Origin of the sequence: Sphingobacterium sp. 18053 (assembly GCF_902706145.1) — a bacterium.
Taxonomy (GTDB): Bacteria; Bacteroidota; Bacteroidia; order Sphingobacteriales; family Sphingobacteriaceae; genus Sphingobacterium; species Sphingobacterium paramultivorum.
This window is the reverse complement of sequence record NZ_CACSJW010000012.1, coordinates 189,547-207,186: the sequence shown is the minus strand read 5'-3', so window position 1 is coordinate 207,186 and position 17,640 is coordinate 189,547. Positions and strand designations below refer to the sequence as shown.

13 protein-coding genes are annotated in these 17,640 nt (G+C 40.1%); 7 read left to right on the top strand and 6 right to left on the bottom strand.

Annotation, left to right across the window (positions count from 1 at the left end):
- Positions 1-7: 7 nt before the first annotated feature.
- The gene (locus GVK91_RS25265) at positions 8-667 is read right to left on the bottom strand and encodes a metal-dependent transcriptional regulator (protein ID WP_153847882.1); all 660 of its coding nucleotides are present in this window, start codon (positions 665-667) and stop codon (positions 8-10) included.
- Between the two features lie 116 nt (positions 668-783).
- Between GVK91_RS25265 and GVK91_RS25260 the strand changes: the two genes are divergently transcribed.
- Complete coding sequence (locus tag GVK91_RS25260) at positions 784-3,099, top strand: TonB-dependent receptor (RefSeq protein WP_200845699.1); 2,316 nt, start codon at positions 784-786, stop codon at positions 3,097-3,099.
- 68 nt (positions 3,100-3,167) lie between these two features.
- Here GVK91_RS25260 and GVK91_RS25255 read toward each other — a convergent pair whose 3' ends face one another.
- Positions 3,168-3,692: a hypothetical protein gene (locus GVK91_RS25255; protein WP_070564708.1), complete on the bottom strand. Its 525-nt coding sequence runs from the start codon at positions 3,690-3,692 to the stop codon at positions 3,168-3,170.
- A gap of 548 nt (positions 3,693-4,240) precedes the next feature.
- Here GVK91_RS25255 and GVK91_RS25250 point away from each other — a divergent pair.
- The 5 genes from GVK91_RS25250 (at position 4,241) to GVK91_RS25230 (ending at position 11,491) form a co-directional block, all read left to right on the top strand.
- Positions 4,241-4,843 (top strand): TetR/AcrR family transcriptional regulator, encoded by a 603-nt coding sequence (locus GVK91_RS25250; RefSeq protein WP_120335275.1) that lies wholly within the window; start codon positions 4,241-4,243, stop codon positions 4,841-4,843.
- 80 nt (positions 4,844-4,923) lie between these two features.
- Positions 4,924-7,677 carry a TonB-dependent receptor gene (locus GVK91_RS25245; protein WP_159731939.1) on the top strand — a complete coding sequence of 918 codons (2,754 nt, stop codon included), beginning with the start codon at positions 4,924-4,926 and terminating at the stop codon, positions 7,675-7,677.
- Between the two features lie 23 nt (positions 7,678-7,700).
- The gene (locus GVK91_RS25240) at positions 7,701-8,975 is read left to right on the top strand and encodes a parallel beta-helix domain-containing protein (RefSeq protein WP_159731937.1); all 1,275 of its coding nucleotides are present in this window, start codon (positions 7,701-7,703) and stop codon (positions 8,973-8,975) included.
- Positions 8,976-8,977: 2 nt separating this feature from the next.
- The gene (locus GVK91_RS25235) at positions 8,978-10,057 is read left to right on the top strand and encodes an SO2930 family diheme c-type cytochrome (protein WP_159731935.1); all 1,080 of its coding nucleotides are present in this window, start codon (positions 8,978-8,980) and stop codon (positions 10,055-10,057) included.
- A gap of 21 nt (positions 10,058-10,078) precedes the next feature.
- A complete protein-coding gene (locus GVK91_RS25230; protein ID WP_159731933.1) occupies positions 10,079-11,491 on the top strand; it encodes an aldehyde dehydrogenase family protein in 1,413 nt (470 codons plus the stop codon).
- A gap of 44 nt (positions 11,492-11,535) precedes the next feature.
- Here the strand turns inward: GVK91_RS25230 and GVK91_RS25225 are convergent, their stop codons facing one another.
- Complete coding sequence (locus GVK91_RS25225; RefSeq protein WP_120335280.1) at positions 11,536-11,925, bottom strand: response regulator transcription factor; 390 nt, start codon at positions 11,923-11,925, stop codon at positions 11,536-11,538.
- 487 nt (positions 11,926-12,412) lie between these two features.
- On the opposite strand from GVK91_RS25225, the gene GVK91_RS25220 reads away from it, so the two are divergent.
- The gene (locus GVK91_RS25220) at positions 12,413-14,926 is read left to right on the top strand and encodes a cation-translocating P-type ATPase (protein WP_159731931.1); all 2,514 of its coding nucleotides are present in this window, start codon (positions 12,413-12,415) and stop codon (positions 14,924-14,926) included.
- Positions 14,927-14,988: 62 nt separating this feature from the next.
- On the opposite strand, the gene GVK91_RS25215 is transcribed toward GVK91_RS25220, so the two are convergent.
- From GVK91_RS25215 to GVK91_RS25205, 3 genes are read right to left on the bottom strand one after another with little or no spacing between them, the layout of a single operon-like run.
- A complete protein-coding gene (locus tag GVK91_RS25215) occupies positions 14,989-15,927 on the bottom strand; it encodes a glycerophosphodiester phosphodiesterase family protein (protein ID WP_153847891.1) in 939 nt (312 codons plus the stop codon).
- 3 nt (positions 15,928-15,930) lie between these two features.
- Complete coding sequence (locus GVK91_RS25210; protein WP_153847892.1) at positions 15,931-16,446, bottom strand: shikimate kinase; 516 nt, start codon at positions 16,444-16,446, stop codon at positions 15,931-15,933.
- Positions 16,447-16,451: 5 nt separating this feature from the next.
- Entirely contained in the window at positions 16,452-17,636 is a 1,185-nt protein-coding gene (locus GVK91_RS25205) for a BT_3928 family protein (RefSeq protein WP_159731929.1), read from the bottom strand.
- Between the last annotated feature and the right edge of the window lie 4 nt (positions 17,637-17,640).

Sequence of the window (17,640 nt, the reverse complement as noted above, 5' to 3'; positions counted from 1 at the left end):
TCCTAGTTTAGGCAATAAGGCGTACAAGTAGTGTTGCGGTGACTTTGCTGCTTAGCACTTCCGTTGGCCTGTCTTTGTATTCCACTGTGATGCTAGCATCAAACGGTTCTATTGATTTGATTGTTAAAGTCGTACCGAGCTCGAGATTTTTCGCTGTCAAATATTGTAAAAGCTCCTTAGAAGATGGCTGAACCGCCATTAATGTAACTATATCACCTACTTTACAACTATTTAGAAACACATAGTTTTCCAAAGGCATAACCCCATTAGAATCGGGAATTGGCGACCCGTGGGGATCCACAGTCGGATAACCCAATAACTCATCCATTTTACTGAAAAATTCGGGCGAATGGATATGCTCAATCTGTTCAGCAATCTGATGGACTTCGTCCCAGGCAAACCCCATTTTATCAACCAGATACATTTCAGTAAGTCGATGTTTCCGGATAATAAGAGCGGCTTCTTTCTTTCCTTCTTCAGTTAACCGCAATGGTTTATAGCTTTCATAATGAACGAAACCTTTGTCGGCTAGTTTTTTCATCATACTATTTACTGTGGGCATCTTGATGTCGAGCCTTTTACTTATTTCATTGACATTCGCATCACCCTTTAGGTAAGTGAGGTTATACAATGCTTTTAAGTAATTCTCTTCGGTCTGTGAAATCATAAGACAAATTTATTAAATATTAGCCGTGTCTAATAATTATGTTATAATTATTTTGTTAGTCTAATCTAACTTGTTAGATTTGCTAATCTAAATTTATAAATATAAAAAAGCAAAACATGATGAAAGGGTACAGTGCTCATTTGACAATAGCCATGGTGCTTACAGGATTTATTTCCTTTGGACAGACAAATAAGATTACTGGTAAGGTTTACGATAAGAATGGTGTGCCGTTAGGAGCAGCATCCGTTGTTATTCCAAAATTACAGATAGGTACCAAGTCGAACAATTCGGGAAGGTATATCGTTGAAAGTATCCCCCATGGTACCTGGGAAGTGGAAGTAAAACACATTGGATTTAAGGAATTCCGTGATTCAGTAAAAGTCGGTCCAGGGGTATTGACCAAAGATATTCAGTTAGATGGGGCTGAACTTTTACTGGCTGAAATTGTGGTAACGGGTACCAAAACATTTAAACGCAAAACAGAGAGTCCTGTAATGGTAAATGTTTTAGATAGCAAGACTTTGGACAATCTACAAGTGTGTAATCTTTCGGAGGGTTTGAAGTTTCAACCCGGATTGCGCGTAGAAACAGACTGTCAGACCTGTAACTATACGCAATTGCGGATGAATGGACTTCAGGGTGGTTATTCACAGATTCTGATTAACGGTCGCCCAATTTTCAGTCCGTTGATGGGACTTTATGGCATGGAGCAACTACCGGTCAATATGATTGAAAAAATTGAAGTCGTTCGCGGGGGTGGCTCTTCATTGTATGGTTCAAGCGCAATTGGCGGAACGGTGAATGTGATTACAAAGCTCCCACGGGCAAACAGCTATGAAATCAATTCTTTCTATCAGCGTATAGGTGGGGGGACAAATGATTTTAACCTCGGGGGTAATGCAACATTGGTCAACGAGAAAGGGAATGCCGGAACTTCATTCTTCTTTAACAAGCGGGATCGTGGTTTCTATGATGCAAATGGTGATAATTTTTCTGAAATGCCCAAAATTGAAAATACCTCTTTAGGAATTAATTCATTCTATCAGTTTTCGGATAATCAAAAATTAGAAGTCTCCTTAAGCAACCTGAATGAATATCGTTTCGGTGGTGAAATGACCGATAAACCTGCGTATTTAACACTGCAGTCAGAAGAGCGGCATCATAAAATTTGGATGGGAAGCACTGATTATCAGATTAACTTCAATCAAGATAAATCGGCATTGATCGTCTATACTGCTTTTCAAAATACCAATAGAAAACATTATACCGGCGTATTTCCAGATGATCCTGAGGCGATTGAAAATCATCTTAAGCATCCACCTTATGGGGATTCTAAAACAACAACACTTCAGGGAGGTTTTCAATTGAATCATGAGATCCGCAATTTCTTTAGTGGTCGTAATGTATTGACCATTGGATCGGAGTATGTTTCTGACAAAGTTTATGACGAAATTCCGAGTTATAATTATCTCGTGGATCAGCATACCAAAGATTGGGGAAGCTTCTTTCAAAGTGATTGGGATTTGGCGACTAAGTTTAATGTATTGTCGGGTGTTCGGGTTGACAAACATAATTTATTGCATAAAGTTGTTGTCAGTCCGCGAATAGCACTCCTTTATAAATATGCCCCAACAACACAATTTCGATTAAGCTATGGAACCGGCTTTAGAGCGCCACAGGCATTTGACACCGACCTGCATATCGCATTTGCTGGTGGCGGCGTATCGCGTGTACAGTTATCTGCTGATTTAAGGGAGGAGCGTTCAAAAAGCCTGAGTGGTTCGATAAACTACGACAAAGCAACTGAAACGTGGATAGCAGGCTTCACCCTGGAAGGATTTTATACGCACCTGAATAATGCATTTGTACTTGAGGAAATCGGTGCAGATAATTTTGGGAAGATTTTTGAAAAGCGAAATGGAAACAACGCAACAGTAGCCGGAGGAACATTGGAATTACGTGTAAATTATGCTAAGAAGATTCAGTTGGAAACTGGATTGACAGTGCAGCAAAGCAAGTATGATAGTCCGGTGTCGTATTTGGAAGGAGTAGCTCCAATTCGATCATTTTTGCGGACACCCAACGAATATGGTTTTGCCAACCTCAATATTACAGGAAGTAAACCCTGGACAATCAATTTAAACTATGTTTATACGGGAAATATGCGTATTGCCCATGTCGGGGGAGCAGATAATTTTCCTGACGATCAAATGGTACGGACAAGAGCCTTTTCGGAGCTCAATAGTAAAGTAGCTTATGCATTTAACTTACCTAAATACAAAAATGTCATTGAGCTTTATGCAGGGGTAAAAAATATTTTTAATGCATATCAAACTGATTTTGATACCGGGAAAAATCGCGATAGCAATTACATTTATGGCCCCAACATGCCAAGGACATACTTTGTCGGTGTAAAGATAAAAACACCTTAATGGTGAAAACAAAAAATCCTGCCACACCGATGATGAGCAGGATTTTTGTTATTTGTATTCGCGTTATGCTATTTCAAAACGAATTTAAATCCTAAAGAAAAACGCGATGGCTCGAAATTAGAACCATGAGAAAGATTCCACCAAGGTTTCCAGTCGAAATGCATGGCCAATGGCGCAGAAGGTATTTTGAACTCTAGACCCAAAGCTGGACGGATCGCAAAATCAGTATGTGTTTTTCCATCTTTCCAATGGTAGTCGTCATACCAGTCGTCGTGCCATTTACCATAATCAATAAATGATACTTGTGGACCAACACCAATGTACCATGAAAGACCTCGAGATCCAGGAATACGTTTGTTGTATGAATAATCCACGCCGATAACAGTAATATTGTCTCCAAATAATACTTGTGCATTTCCAGCATCATTTCCACCAAAATTGTGTTTTATCTGTGGACCGAATAATGTTTGACCATCGCCGACATCTATTCCAAGACCAATGGCTGTCCGATAGGGAGTTTGTGCGTTTGCTTGCTGATGAGCGACAAATAGTAGCGTAAAAAGTGTTAGAAAAGGTAGAATTACTTTTTTCATGATAATTTAAAAAAATATAAGTTGTGTGTTTCCGATTAGAAAGCTTTCGCTGTTCAAACAAATAGTTTGCCAAAGATTTTTTTTAATGTTTTGATAAACAATAAATGATTTGTAACTACTTCTCTTTTAGTGCTTTTTTTTTTGTAGATAATCTAAAAATAACCCCAACTATATACATAATAGTCATATTCTATTTGCGAGGAGCCTGCTTTTCCAAATAAACAACCTGTGATTGGTCTGTTTTTTATAGCTGGACTGTTTTAACAGGAAACAAAATAGAGAAGATGGAGTCAAGATACTTTGATGAAAAGAAAACGGAGCCCCTTAAAAAAGTGCAGTATAGACAATTTTGTCGCGAATAAACCTGAATAAGATCGCATACTTCTTTTATTTAAAAATCAATTTGTCTATGTTTGGCGTAACATGTTAAGTCTGTATTTATTTGACTTTTAACAGTGTTAGGTTTACATCTTGATATATTTTTCAATTTTCAAACATTTTATTTAAATGTTTGAAAATTGAAAAATATATTACTAACTTTATTTTAGATGAACAAAAAGGAACAGGTCAAAGAAAGAATTGGACAGGCGGCCATGGAATGTTTCGAGCGTTATGGATTGGAAAAAACAACCTTGGAAGACATTGCTAAAACTGTAGGATTGAACAAAACGTCTCTTTATTATTATTACAAGAACAAAGAGGATATTTTTATTGAAGTAGCAATACGAGAAGGACAATCTTTTATCGATACATTACAAAAAAGTACATTGAAAAAGAAGGGAGTGGAGAATCAGATTTCTTTTTATTTAGAATCGAGATTGAACTATTATACCAATGTGCTAAATATGAATAGGGTGTCTGTCGAGTCACTTGATAAGATTTTACCTCGTTTTTTTGAACTATATGATGCAATGATGGTGCAAGAGAAAGCTTTTCTTACTAAGCTTCTCACGCAGGCCATTGCACATGAAAAATTGGATCTAACAGATCCTGAAAATATAGCTTCTGTACTTATAAATTTTGCTAATGCATTGAAACATAGTACAGAGCAGCAGGCGATACTGAAGCGGCAGGTTGAAATTGACTATGCACAAAGTCTTCGGGATACCAAATTTCTAGTCAGCCTAATTTTTAGAGGGCTCAGAATATAATTCTCGATTGTCCATTTTGGAGAATCATGGCGGGTAAGGTGAAGCATTGAAGCGATAATAATACGCTAACCAATATAAACATGAAAAAAATTGCCTTATTAATCCAGATTCTCTGTATCTGTGTGCCATTTAGTTTGTCTGCACAACAGATCATCAATGGGCAGGTCAGCAATAGCTCAACATCCGAGCCGGCCTATGCAGTTTCGATCCACGTAAAAAACGGAAAGGAAGGTACTTTCACGGATGATCGAGGGCGTTTTCAGCTGAAAACAAATAGACCACTACCCATTACGCTGTATATTTCCGCTATCGGGTATGAATCTAAAGAAGTTTTGGTGAATAACCTGTCATCTCCATTGCATATTTCTTTGAATTTATCGCCCATTTTGGGGCAGGAAGTTGTTGTTTCTGCAAGTAGAACCGTACAAAGTAAACTATCCGCGCCAGTAACAATTGAGCAAATGAGCAGCAAAGACATTCGTAATGCAGCACAATTAAATTACATGGATATGCTTCAAGGCTTGAGAGGAGTCGATGTTACCGTATCCAGTATTGGTTTTACCAGTGTTACAACGCGTGGATTCAATACCAGTGGGAACACCAACTTTACTCAGATCGTAGACGGGATGGATAATCAGGCGCCAGGACTGAATTTTCCGCTCGGATCGGTCATCGGGCTAACTCAACTTGATGTCGATAATATAGAGGTGCTGTCTGGAGCATCTTCAGCCTTGTATGGGTCAAGGGGATTGAATGGTACGATGGTTGCCACAGGTAAAAATCCGTTTAAATATCAAGGATTAAGTGTGTTGGTGACTCAAGGTGTCAACCATATCAATCATAAAAAGAACAATGATCCTGTGCCTACGTCACCCTATTATGATTGGGCTATACGCTATGCAAAACAAATGGGGAATAAAATTGCTTTCAAGATCAATGGTCAGTATACGCAGGCAAAAGATTGGGTAGCCAACGATGAAACCAACAAAAACGGTCCTGGGACAGCGCTGACAGATCCAAACTATAATGGGGTTAACCTGTATGGAGGAGCGACTTCGACAGATATTAATCCCTTTTTGGAAGGTGCACTTCAGGGAAATCCGGAATTGGCCCCCCTAATCGAGCCCCTACTGAAAAATCCAAATTATGTTGCCCGGACTGGATACCCCGAATATGGCTATCTCGATAATAGAGCCAAGCTCTTTAAAATCAATGGTGAATTCCGTTACAAGGTTTCCACCACTATTGAAGCCATCGCTTCAGCCACTTTTGGTACAGGTAATATTGTGTATACCAACGATACGCGTTATCAGCTGAAAGGATTTAAAGTAGGGCAATATCGGCTGGAGCTTCGTGGGGATAAATGGTTTTTCAGAACGTATACGACCCAAGAAAATTCGGGGAGGACACTGGTTGCAGGGCCGACGGCACAATATATCAATGAATCTTGGAAAACAAGTTACGATGGAGGAACAGGTGGCTGGTATCCTGAGTATACTGCCGGTCTCTTAAATGCACTTGCTTCAGGTACTTCGCTCACAGACGCTCATCTAGCGGCACGCACGTTAGCCGATCAAGGACGTGCCGAACTTGGAACACCGCTGTTCAATAGACTTAAAGATAGTATCAGCAATACACCAATATCGCAGGGTGGAACGCTGTTTTTGGACCGTAGCAAATTGTACAATGCCGAAGCACAGTATAATTTCTCAGATCTCGTAAAATTTATGCAGGTGATTGCAGGTGTCAATTGGCGTTTGTACAATCTAAATTCAAAAAATACACTATTCCCGGATAAGGATAAGCCGATTCATGTAAAAGAGTACAGTGCTTACCTGCAACTCGCCAAAAAAGTATTGGATGATCGCCTTAATATTGCCACTTCATTCCGTTACGATAAGAATACGTTGTTTGCTCAGCCAAAGTTAACTTCAAGAGCATCACTGGTGTTTGATTTGTTTCATCAGAATTATTTACGCCTTTCTTATCAGAATGCGTATAGTTTCCCCTCTAATATACAAGCCTTGCAAAATACCTTAAACGGTTATAATAGCTATTCCTCCGGCGGTTCATCGCTGTTGTTGATCGATAATTATCAATTTGATCGCTATCCTCCTTACACCTTGGAAAGCGTGCAAAAGTTTCAGCAATCGAACGATCCAACCGTACTTCAGAAATTTAAATTTGATGATATTAAGCCGCAGTCGGTTAATGCTTTCGAACTGGGCTATGCAGCTATGTTGGGCAAGCGGGTGATGATCGATGTGTTGGGGTATTTTTCAACTTGGAAGAATTTTATTGGCTATGCCAATGTTGCCAATACTCCTGGAAGCGATGATTACAATGCTTTTAAAGATCATGCGACCTATGTTCAGTATAATATCGCTTTTAATGGCGGAGAGACCGTAAATACCTACGGATACGCCGCAAGTATTAGTTTGGATCTAGGCCGGAATTTTGTGACCAAGGCCAATTATTATTCTGACTACCTAAAAAATAAGAACAATAGTCAAATTAACAATTTCAATACACCACATTATCACTTTAATCTTGAATTCGCGAATAGTGGCTTTGGGAAAAAACAGGTTTGGTCTTTTAGTACTTCCTTACGTTATAAACCGGGGTACTATTATGTCGTGTCTGGAGGACTTGCCGCAGGTCAAGTGCCAAGCTCAGCGGTGATCGATGCGCAAGTGAGCTATAAATTTGTTAAGGCTCGATCCGGAATTCGTATTGGGGGAACCAATATCACAAACAAGTATTATTCGACAGGAATTGCTAATCCGCGTATAGGGGCAGTGTATTACGTCACTTATGCTTATAATATTTTCTAATCAAAAACTAAATAAATCAGACCATGAAAAGATATTTAAAACAATTGATTGGTATTGCGGTCACAGCTTCCTTCCTGTACAGCTGTGCCGACCAATCGAAAGACAGTTACAAAGTCCTTACGTTTACTCCTGGACAAGAAGAGGCTATTGAAGAAGCTTTCCTTTCCATTAAAGATAGCACCAATATCGTGCTAAAAGCTGGAAAATACTCCTTCGATAATCTGAGCATTGCGCAAGTAAATCATATTAAGATAGAAGGTGAGGGCTATGATAAGACAATTATTGATTTTTCCAGTCAGACACAGGGAGGGGAGGGAATCCGGGTTACTGATGTGAAAGGTTTAGCGATTGGGAATATGACCATTCGTGATTCAAAAGGAGATCTATTGAAGATAAACAATAGCCAAGACGTTGTCATTTCAAATCTTCATAGTATATGGAGCTCAGCCGATTCTACAAGTGGTGGATATGGGATTTATCCTGTGCTCTGTAAAAATGTGCTTGTTGAGAATTGTTATGCCGAGGGGGCTTCAGATGCAGGTATCTATGTTGGACAGACAAAAGGTGTCATTGTGCGGAAATGCAAAGCAGCGAAAAATGTGGCAGGTTGTGAAATTGAAAATACAACAGATGCTGAAGTTTACGACAATGAATTCTATGGAAATACAGCCGGATTTCTGATTTTTGATCTGCCTGAACTTTCACAGCGTGGTGGAAGGGTAAAGGCATATCGCAATAAAATCTATGATAATAATTTTAAAAATTTTGCCAAAGGTGGGAGTTTCGGAACTTTTTGGGGAGTAGGGAATGCATCTCCGGGAAGTGGTATCATTATTCTTTCTACATCAAATATTGAAATTTACGATAATGTTATCGAACAAAACAATACGTCTGCGATTACGATTGCTTCAGGTTTTGCTGTGGATGAAAAAGCTTCGGAACGCATCAATGCAAATTATTCCCCCATACCCACACATGTTAAAATTTATAGAAATACCATTAAGATGGGGGATAAATTCCCGCAAGCAGCTTATGAGCATCGTATCGGTCAATTGATTATTGCTACTGAAGCCCAGTTGAATAGCGTTGAGCCGGATAGGAAAAATAAGCGGATTCCTGCCATATTGTATGATGGTATTACCAGTAATGTGATCACGAATGGTCATACTCAAAACCCGGATTCCATCTGTATCAATCAGCCGGGTGAGAATATGTTTGTATCGGCAGATTTTAGTCACGCAGGTCAACCGGCGAAGTGGAAACCCTCAAGTAATGTACAACCTTTTCAATGCAAATAACAGTGAAACCAACAAAATTTGCCCTCGTCTGTATCGGAATATTGAGTGTGATCCTGCTTTTGCTGCAACAGAGCTGTCGGCAGGGGCAAAAGAAATCATCAGATCATAGGGCTGTCTCTTTTGAATTTAGAGAACGACTGTCCGAATACGGCTTTTTTACTGGAAAACTAAACCAATTAGTGGCAAGAGCTGATATCTTGGCCTACGATCTGAGCACGCGCCTATTTTCTGATTATGCCGTTAAAGACCGCTTTATTGTCTTGCCAAAAGGAGGGAAAATAGGCTACACAGCGCATGGTCCGTTAGATTTTCCCGACTCAACCATTATTATAAAGAATTTCTCCTACATAAATGAACAAAGGCAAAAAGTGTTGATAGAGACGCGCTTACTGGTGAAGGACCCAGCTGATCATGCCTGGAAAGTGATGAATTATCTGTGGAATGACGGGCAGACCGATGCTATTAAACATATTCGCGGTGCTAAACTACCGATTACATTGATAGATAATGCGGGCAATAAGCATACGACAAACTATATGGTACCCAACACCAACGATTGCAAGCGCTGTCATATCAATAGCTCCAAACTGATGCCCATAGGTCCAAAAGCCCGAAACCTCAATTTTGTGCGATTAGGTGATTCGATCAACCAACTAGCCAAATGGCTTTCCCTTGGCCGGGTGTCCAATATGCCCGATCTAAAGAAAGTACCGCAATTGCCTATATGGACCGATGAAAACAAATTCAATTTGGAACAACGGGCAAGAGCCTATTTAGATGTGAATTGTGCGCATTGCCATACCAAAGGGGGAGACGCTTATAATACGGGGCTTTTCCTGGATTATGATGTGAAAATTCCTTCTCACCTTGGTATTGGTAAAGCTCCTGTTTCAGCTGGAGGTGGAGCAGGTGGCTTGGATTTTGATGTGGTTCCCGGAGATGCCAAGCATTCTATCCTGCTTTATCGGATGAACAGTGTGGAACCCGGTACAGCTATGCCGGAGTTGGCCAGAAGTATAATACATAAAGAAGGTGTGGATCTGATTCGCCAATGGATCAATAATATGCCATCAAAAAAATAATAATATTGATCTTCAATTGGTATGAACAAAGAGACGTTAACGGATCAGATAGGTTTAATATTTGAACAGCAGCAGCTTTTTAAATATGAATTACGGTCTAGCAGTGCACAGGAGCGTATAAAGAAACTCTATAAGCTAAGGGCGCTTATTGAAAGTCATGAGGATTTAATCTATGCGGCGCTCGCAAAAGATTTACGGAAGTCACGAAGTGAGGCCGCCATAAGCGAAGTATTGTTTATTTACGGTGAAATAGCATTTGCAATACGACATTTACGAAAATGGATGAAGCCTAGACAGGTTGGCCGCTCGATGACCAATTTTCTTGCTAAAAGTACAATTACCTACCAACCTAAGGGTACGGCGCTCATTATATCGCCTTGGAACTATCCTTTTCAGCTCACAATGAGCCCTTTGATTTCAGCTATTGCAGCGGGCAATTGTGTGATTTTAAAGCCCTCTGAACATAGTCCATTCACGTCTGCAGTTATTGGGGAGATCTTGACCAAAGGATTTGACCAACGGGAAGTGGCCTGTATTGAAGGTGAACAGCGTGTTTCCGAAGCACTATTGGAGCTTCCCTTTGATCATATTTTCTTCACCGGGAGTCCAGCAGTAGGTAAACTTGTTATGCAGGCTGCCTCCCGCAATCTCAGTTCTGTAACCTTGGAGCTTGGTGGAAAATCACCCGTTATATTAGATGAGACTGCAGATTTGGAAATGACTGCCCATAAAGTTGCTTGGGGAAAATTAATCAATGCAGGGCAAACCTGCATTGCGCCAGATTATGTTCTTTTGCCTAAAGATAAGCGGGATGAATTTGTAAACTATTATCTAAAGGCGATTAAAAGTATGTTTTTTACGGAAGATGGGCAGCTGGATCGAACAGTTTATGCAAAGATCATTAACCAAAAGCACGCTAATCGTCTTGTTTCATTAATCGCGAATGCAACAGCATGTGGGGCAAAACTGTGCGAAGGTGGACAATTAGCGGATGATCTGACATTAAGTCCGGCATTGTTGATCGATGTGAAGGCCGACAACAGTATTATGCAAGAAGAAATATTTGGTCCTATACTTCCAATAGTAACCTATGAAGACCTACAAGAGGCTCTAGCACTCATTAATCGCGCTGAAAAGCCTTTAGCTTTATATATATTTAGCAATAACAAGTCTAATATTCAATATATCCTGAAACAGGTGTCCTCAGGAGGGGCTTGTGTGAATGATGTTTTGATTCACGTTTCCAACCCGCATTTGCCTTTTGGTGGTGTCAATGGCAGTGGCATGGGCAGTTGTCATGGGCAGTTTGGCTTTAAGGCATTTTCACACGAAAGGGCTGTCATGTTTCAATCTAAATTTTCAGTTTCTACGTTGATTTATCCACCCTATGCTAAAAAGAGCAAAGTTTTTAAATTATTGAAGAAATGGGTTTAGTCAATTGAAAGCACGCTCAAGTAAAGAAAACTACCCGTTCTTCGTTACAGGCGATCTGGAATGGCTCTAGCTGAAATGTTGTTGCTCGTCAGTCGTTTGACCCGCAACAGGAGTTCTTCCGGACTAAACGGCTTCACCATAAAATCTGAAGCGCCAAGGTCAAAAGCTTCAATGACGACTTCCTCTTGTCCCATGTTGGAAAGTACAATAACGGGGATTTTTTTCTCGAGCTTTTTTATGGAAGAAAGTACTTCTATCCCCGAAGCAAATGGCATCATAATGTCGGTAATGATCAGATCTAGATCCATTGTATTGAGCTTTTCAATTGCATCTTTTCCATTGGTGGTAGTGATAACCTCGTGACCTGCCTTGATCAGTTTGTATTGAACTGTCCGTAATATCAACTCATTATCTTCTGCAATTAAGATGACCATCTTGTTTTTATTATTAATATACTATTATGGAGGCCACAACAAGTTTAGATGCTATTCCATATCTAACGATAGGTACAGAAATATTTTAACAATATGTTTAGTTTCCAGCTTCTCTTTGTGTTTTACATGATCTGAAAACATAGGTAGCAAAGAAGGACTTCAATAGCAAGAAGCTGTCTTGGCATTATTGGAAAAATGATCGTAAAATTGCTTTTGGCTAATATAAAATTCAAAGTCCCCAAATGAATTTCTGCGCAAATATATCATTGTAATAGAAATATTCAATAAAAGAAAAGTATTAGAAGGTAAATTTTATGCTAATATGTTGCTGATAAGTCATGTAGCCTTTCTTTTTTACAAAAAGTAAAAGCTGTAAATAAAAGATTGTAACATAATGTTACATGTGAAGGAGATGATCGTCGACAGATGATTTAACTCCTGGATACAAGAATTATTCATTATATTCAGGTAACCTAGTTCATTCGATATGTCATATAATATTCCCGATAATCTGAAAGGTCTTTCCGCAGCTGAGGTTAATGCCTCTCGCGCTAAATATGGTTGGAATCAATTGAGCGATAATCACAAGAATACATGGTTTGAACTGCTTGTGGATATTTTGAAGGAGCCTATGCTGATTCTGTTGATTATCATCTCGATGATTTATGTTTTTGTGGGGAATTACGGAGAGGCTGTATTTATGTTTGTCGCTATTGTTGCTGTTACGGCAATTTCTTTTTATCAGGATAATCGTAGCAAAAAAGCCCTGGAGGAATTGGAAAAGCTGAATGAACCATTAAGCACCGTGATTCGAAATGGGAAGGTTAGTGAAATTCCAACACATGAGATTGTTGTGGGGGATCTCTGTATTACAGAGGAAGGTCGAATTATAAACGCTGATGGTCGTATTCTACATAGTAACGATTTTTCTGTCAATGAATCTTCGTTGACGGGGGAGAGTTTTTCCGTCTTTAAGGACAGTAAATCCGAAGATAACCTGGTCTACGGCGGGACGGTTACGGTCTCAGGCCTGGCCGTGTTTGAAGTTACTGAAATCGGTAAAGAGACCCGTGTTGGGAAAATAGGTGAATCGATAAAAAATATCAAGGAAGAAATTTCACCATTGCAGGTGCAAATCCAAAAGTTTGTAAAAGCAATGGCCATTGTCGGTATCCTAATTTTTTTAATCGTATGTCTATACAGTTTTATTGACAGTGGTAATTTAGTGGCGAGCTTGCTCAATGGACTTACTTTGGCCATGTCTGTATTGCCGGAGGAGATTCCTGTTGCGTTTACGACTTTTATGGCGCTTGGCGCGTGGAAACTCATGCGGGAGGGGATTATAATCAAAAGAAGCAGTATTGTTGAAACTTTGGGTAGTACAACGGTGATTTGCACAGATAAGACCGGGACCATTACAGAGAATTCCATGCAATTGAAATACCTCTATAATTATGCTACGGATTCATCTTATGATCAGGAAAGGTTTGATGAACCCGATTTAAGAGAGCTTATCGATTATGCGATGTGGAGCAGTGAGCCTGTGCCTTTTGACCCCATGGAAATTACGTTGCATAAAATATATGAAAAAACGCAAAATCAGGACCTCAGAAAGGAGTATGCATTATTTCATGAATATCCTTTAGATGGTAAACCGCCGATGATGACCCATCTTTTCGAAAATACAGGAAAAGATCGGATTATTGCTGCCAAAGGGGCACCGGAGGCTATACTTAGCGTATCGAAGCTGCCCGATAATGAGAAAGATAAAATTAGGGCTATTGTTAAATCCTATGGAGAGCAGGGCTTTCGTCTATTGGGTGTGGGGAAAGCGAAATTCGAAGGCAATAATTTCCCCGCGAAGCAACAGGATTTTGAGTTCCAATTTTTAGGGTTGACCGTATTTTATGATCCACCCAAAAAAGGTATCCAGGAAGTGTTTCAAGATATTTATGATGCCGGGATTAAAGTCAAAGTAATTACTGGCGACAATGCCGATACGACTAAAGCAATAGCGGCTCAAGCCGGAATTCGTATTTTGTCTCCGCCGATCAATGGCAGTGAAATAGTCAATAGGTCCGATGCTGAAATTATGGCGATAGCGGAGCAAACAACTTTATTTACCAGAATGTTTCCGGATGCTAAATTGGCTATTGTAAATGCCCTTAAAAAGAAAGGCGAGGTTGTGGCGATGCTTGGCGATGGGGTAAACGATGGCCCAGCATTAAAAGCAGCCCATATCGGCGTTGCTATGGGCAATAAAGGTACTGAAATAGCAAAATCAGCCGCGGCGTTGATTATCACAAATGACGATCTACAAAAGTTAATCATTGGTATCGCAGCCGGAAGAAGGATTTACGCAAACATCAAGAAGGCGGTTCAATACATCATTTCTATTCATATCCCCATTATTTTGACCGTATCACTACCTTTGTTTTTAGGCTGGGTATTTCCGCAGATTTTTAGCCCTGTGCATGTGATCTTCCTCGAATTGGTCATGGGGCCCACCTGCTCGATTGTATATGAAAATGAACCTATTGAAAAGGATACGATGAAGCGACCTCCTAGAGCTATGGGCGACACTTTTTTGAGTATAAATGAGCTCGGAATAAGCATTGTTCAAGGCCTGATAATCACTATAGGGATTCTATTTGTTTATCAGTTTACTGTTCAGCAGGGGGGAACTGAGGAAAAAACGAGGGCTATGGTTTTCACTACTTTAATCTTTGCCAATATTTTGCTGAGTTATGCCAACCGATCTTTCCACTATAGTATCCTTGAAAGTTTTAAAAACCGAAACTTGCTGCTCGTGGGTATTTCGATCGCTGTGCTTCTATTTTTAGTCGTGATATTATACGTTGCTCCTGTCGCCCAATTTTTTGCTGTAACAGCCCTGAGCGGATATGAATTGGGGATAGCGCTCTCCGTGGCTGCAGCATCCGTGTTATGGTTTGAGGTCTATAAATTGATCGGGAGAATTGTACGTGCTAAAAAAGATTGAAGGGACTAGATGGAGATAATCCAAGCATTAAACGAATAGAATTAGGCACAAGTCCAGGAATCTTACTGAATAAATTTCGAAGTAATTCCTCTTTTCTTGATGTAGAAATTCAGCGCTCGCCCTGCCTCTGTAGGTCGATCTGTACTTAATATATCTGCACCGCGATCAATAAATCCGGCATAAACTTGAAAGCCTTTTTTGTCGGCCTGTCTGTCTAAGTTTCCCAGTGTACCCAATATGCACATGATTCCATGGTCATGTAGTACTTTGGTCAATGCTGGGTCTGCTTCACGGGTTCCGACGAAGGCTAACAAGCGATTGTCGGGGATATCTTTTTCATTTAGACGAGCAAGGTCATCCAGATTATTGACCGAGGCCGAAACCATGATGTCGCTAGCCAGACTGTGAACTTTGGCCGCCTGGTTGGCACTATACGTGATGATGACTACGCTAGATTCTGCCCTTTGTTTACGAATAGCATTGATAACGGCTTCATAAGGGACATCATTTTTAATGTCTAAGGTGAAGATTACCTTTCCTTTTCCCCAAGAAAGTGCTTCTTCCAGCGTGGGGATCCTATATGGCGTTATCTTTTTGTTATTGTCCAATAGACGAAGCTTTTTGAGCTCAGCCAAACTGCTGGCATTCACAGGCCCTCTGCCGGTGGTTGTTCGGTTTAGCGTATTGTCATGCATTAATATCAGCGCTGAGTCTTTACTGATGCGAACATCACATTCAACAAGGACAGGCTGCAAGCTCGCATTATAGGAAAACGTTTCGATTGCATTTTCGGGGTATCCAGATGCGGGGCCACCACGATGCAAACTGACCAATGGATAACGATTATCGTCATAGGTCAAAAACTGATATAATTCCTCCACATTTTGGAGCTGTATACGTTTACCCACTGGCAAGCCATCCGTATTGGCTCCGTTACGAAAGCAACTGCTTACGATAAAGCAGATCAATAAAAGGAAGTAGCGGCGTATACGTATATTCATTGTCTATCTATTGTGCTGATTAATCAGATCGGCTAGTGCCTCGACACTGGTATTTAATTGGTCGACTGTCAGATGGGCCTGCGTATAATAAGGTTCTCTTTCGATTAACTTCTCTTCAATAAATAGCCGTAGTTCCTCAGGTGATTTTCCGATTAGAATGGGCCTTTTGTGTAGTTTAGATTGAGAAAGACGGTCAAAAAGTGCTTTGGGTGACATCTGTAAATAGATGGCATATCCATTCGCCCTGATCCATTCCATGTTGTCAAAGAAACAGGGGGCACCACCACCGGTAGATATTACGGCAGCATTCTCAGAAAATTTACGCAATTGCTCGCGTTCTAATGCCCGGAATGCGTCTTCACCATGTTGATTAAAATATTCGGTAATGCTCATGCCAATTTGTTTTACGATCTCCTCATCTGTGTCGATAAAAGGGAGTTCGAGTTTGGTGGCAAGTTTTTTACCCAGGGTAGTTTTTCCACTTCCCATATAACCAATCAAAAATATAGGTTTAGGCATAGGTACTATTTGTCTTTACTTAGAAATTTATCTTCAATGGTTTTGGCATCCGGAAAATTATTATAGTGCCATTTTCCGACGACGTTGCCTCCTTTTAGGAGGAGTACACCAGGATTTGCCCTGACCATGCTTTTCAGAGGAATGAGATCGGCATAGAATATCTCCGCAATTAATTGCATTTTATCACTCAGGTATTGGGCATCTTTGGATGCTGAAGCAGTCAATAGAACAATACGAAGCCCATTATAATCTTTTGTTAATTGGATGGCTGCCTGATTGATCTTTTGGATAGCATCAATGTTGGTCGAAGAAAGATCCTTTGCAACGATAACAAGATTGTAATACGGATTAGCGATGATTTCTTGCGTATGGTCTGCTCCGTCGGCATCCGTAATCAAGAGATCAGGAATAGGAATATCATATCCCTTTTTGACCAATTTACTCTCAGGTTCACCTATAATTTCCCACGATTCATCTTCCCATAGCTTGTCAGCCATATAGACCTTGTCATTGACCTTTTTTGTTTCACCCGTCTTTTTGTTTTTCATGGTATAGATTTGCTCAAACAAATCGCCTTGTTTGCCTTCAGGAAGCACCATTAATGAAGGTAAGTTGTTGCCAACTTTGTAGGGTAAGAAATCAATAAACGGGAGGTAGTTTACGGTATAGATACCAATACCTAAAGAGATAACCGCTGTAATCACAGTAGCAACGAATTGATTGCCTGATCCTTTGATAATTGATCGTAATTGCTTTCGGTTAAAAAATATAATAAGGATCAACGCCAAGAGCACCAGATCTTTAGAAAATGATTGCCAAGGTGTAAGTGGAATGGCATCCCCAAAACAGCCACAAGAGGTCACAACCTCAAAAAATGCCGAATAGAAGGTTAGAAAAGTGAAAAATAGAATCAGTAGTAGCAGGCCCCAGGCAACGGTATTTGCATAGACACCCAGTAATAACAGTGCTCCTAACAAAATTTCAAAACCACAGATCACTACAGCAATGGCAGTAGCGTATTCATTAAAAGCTATGAGATGAAAGACCTCAAAGTATTCCTGAAGCTTATAGCCAAACCCTGTCGGGTCATTTGCTTTAATAAAACCTGAGAATATGAAAAGAAGTCCCGTGAAAATCCGGCAAAATCCTAAAAGATAATTTGTTTTGGTACGCTGCTGTGTAACTGTCATAATC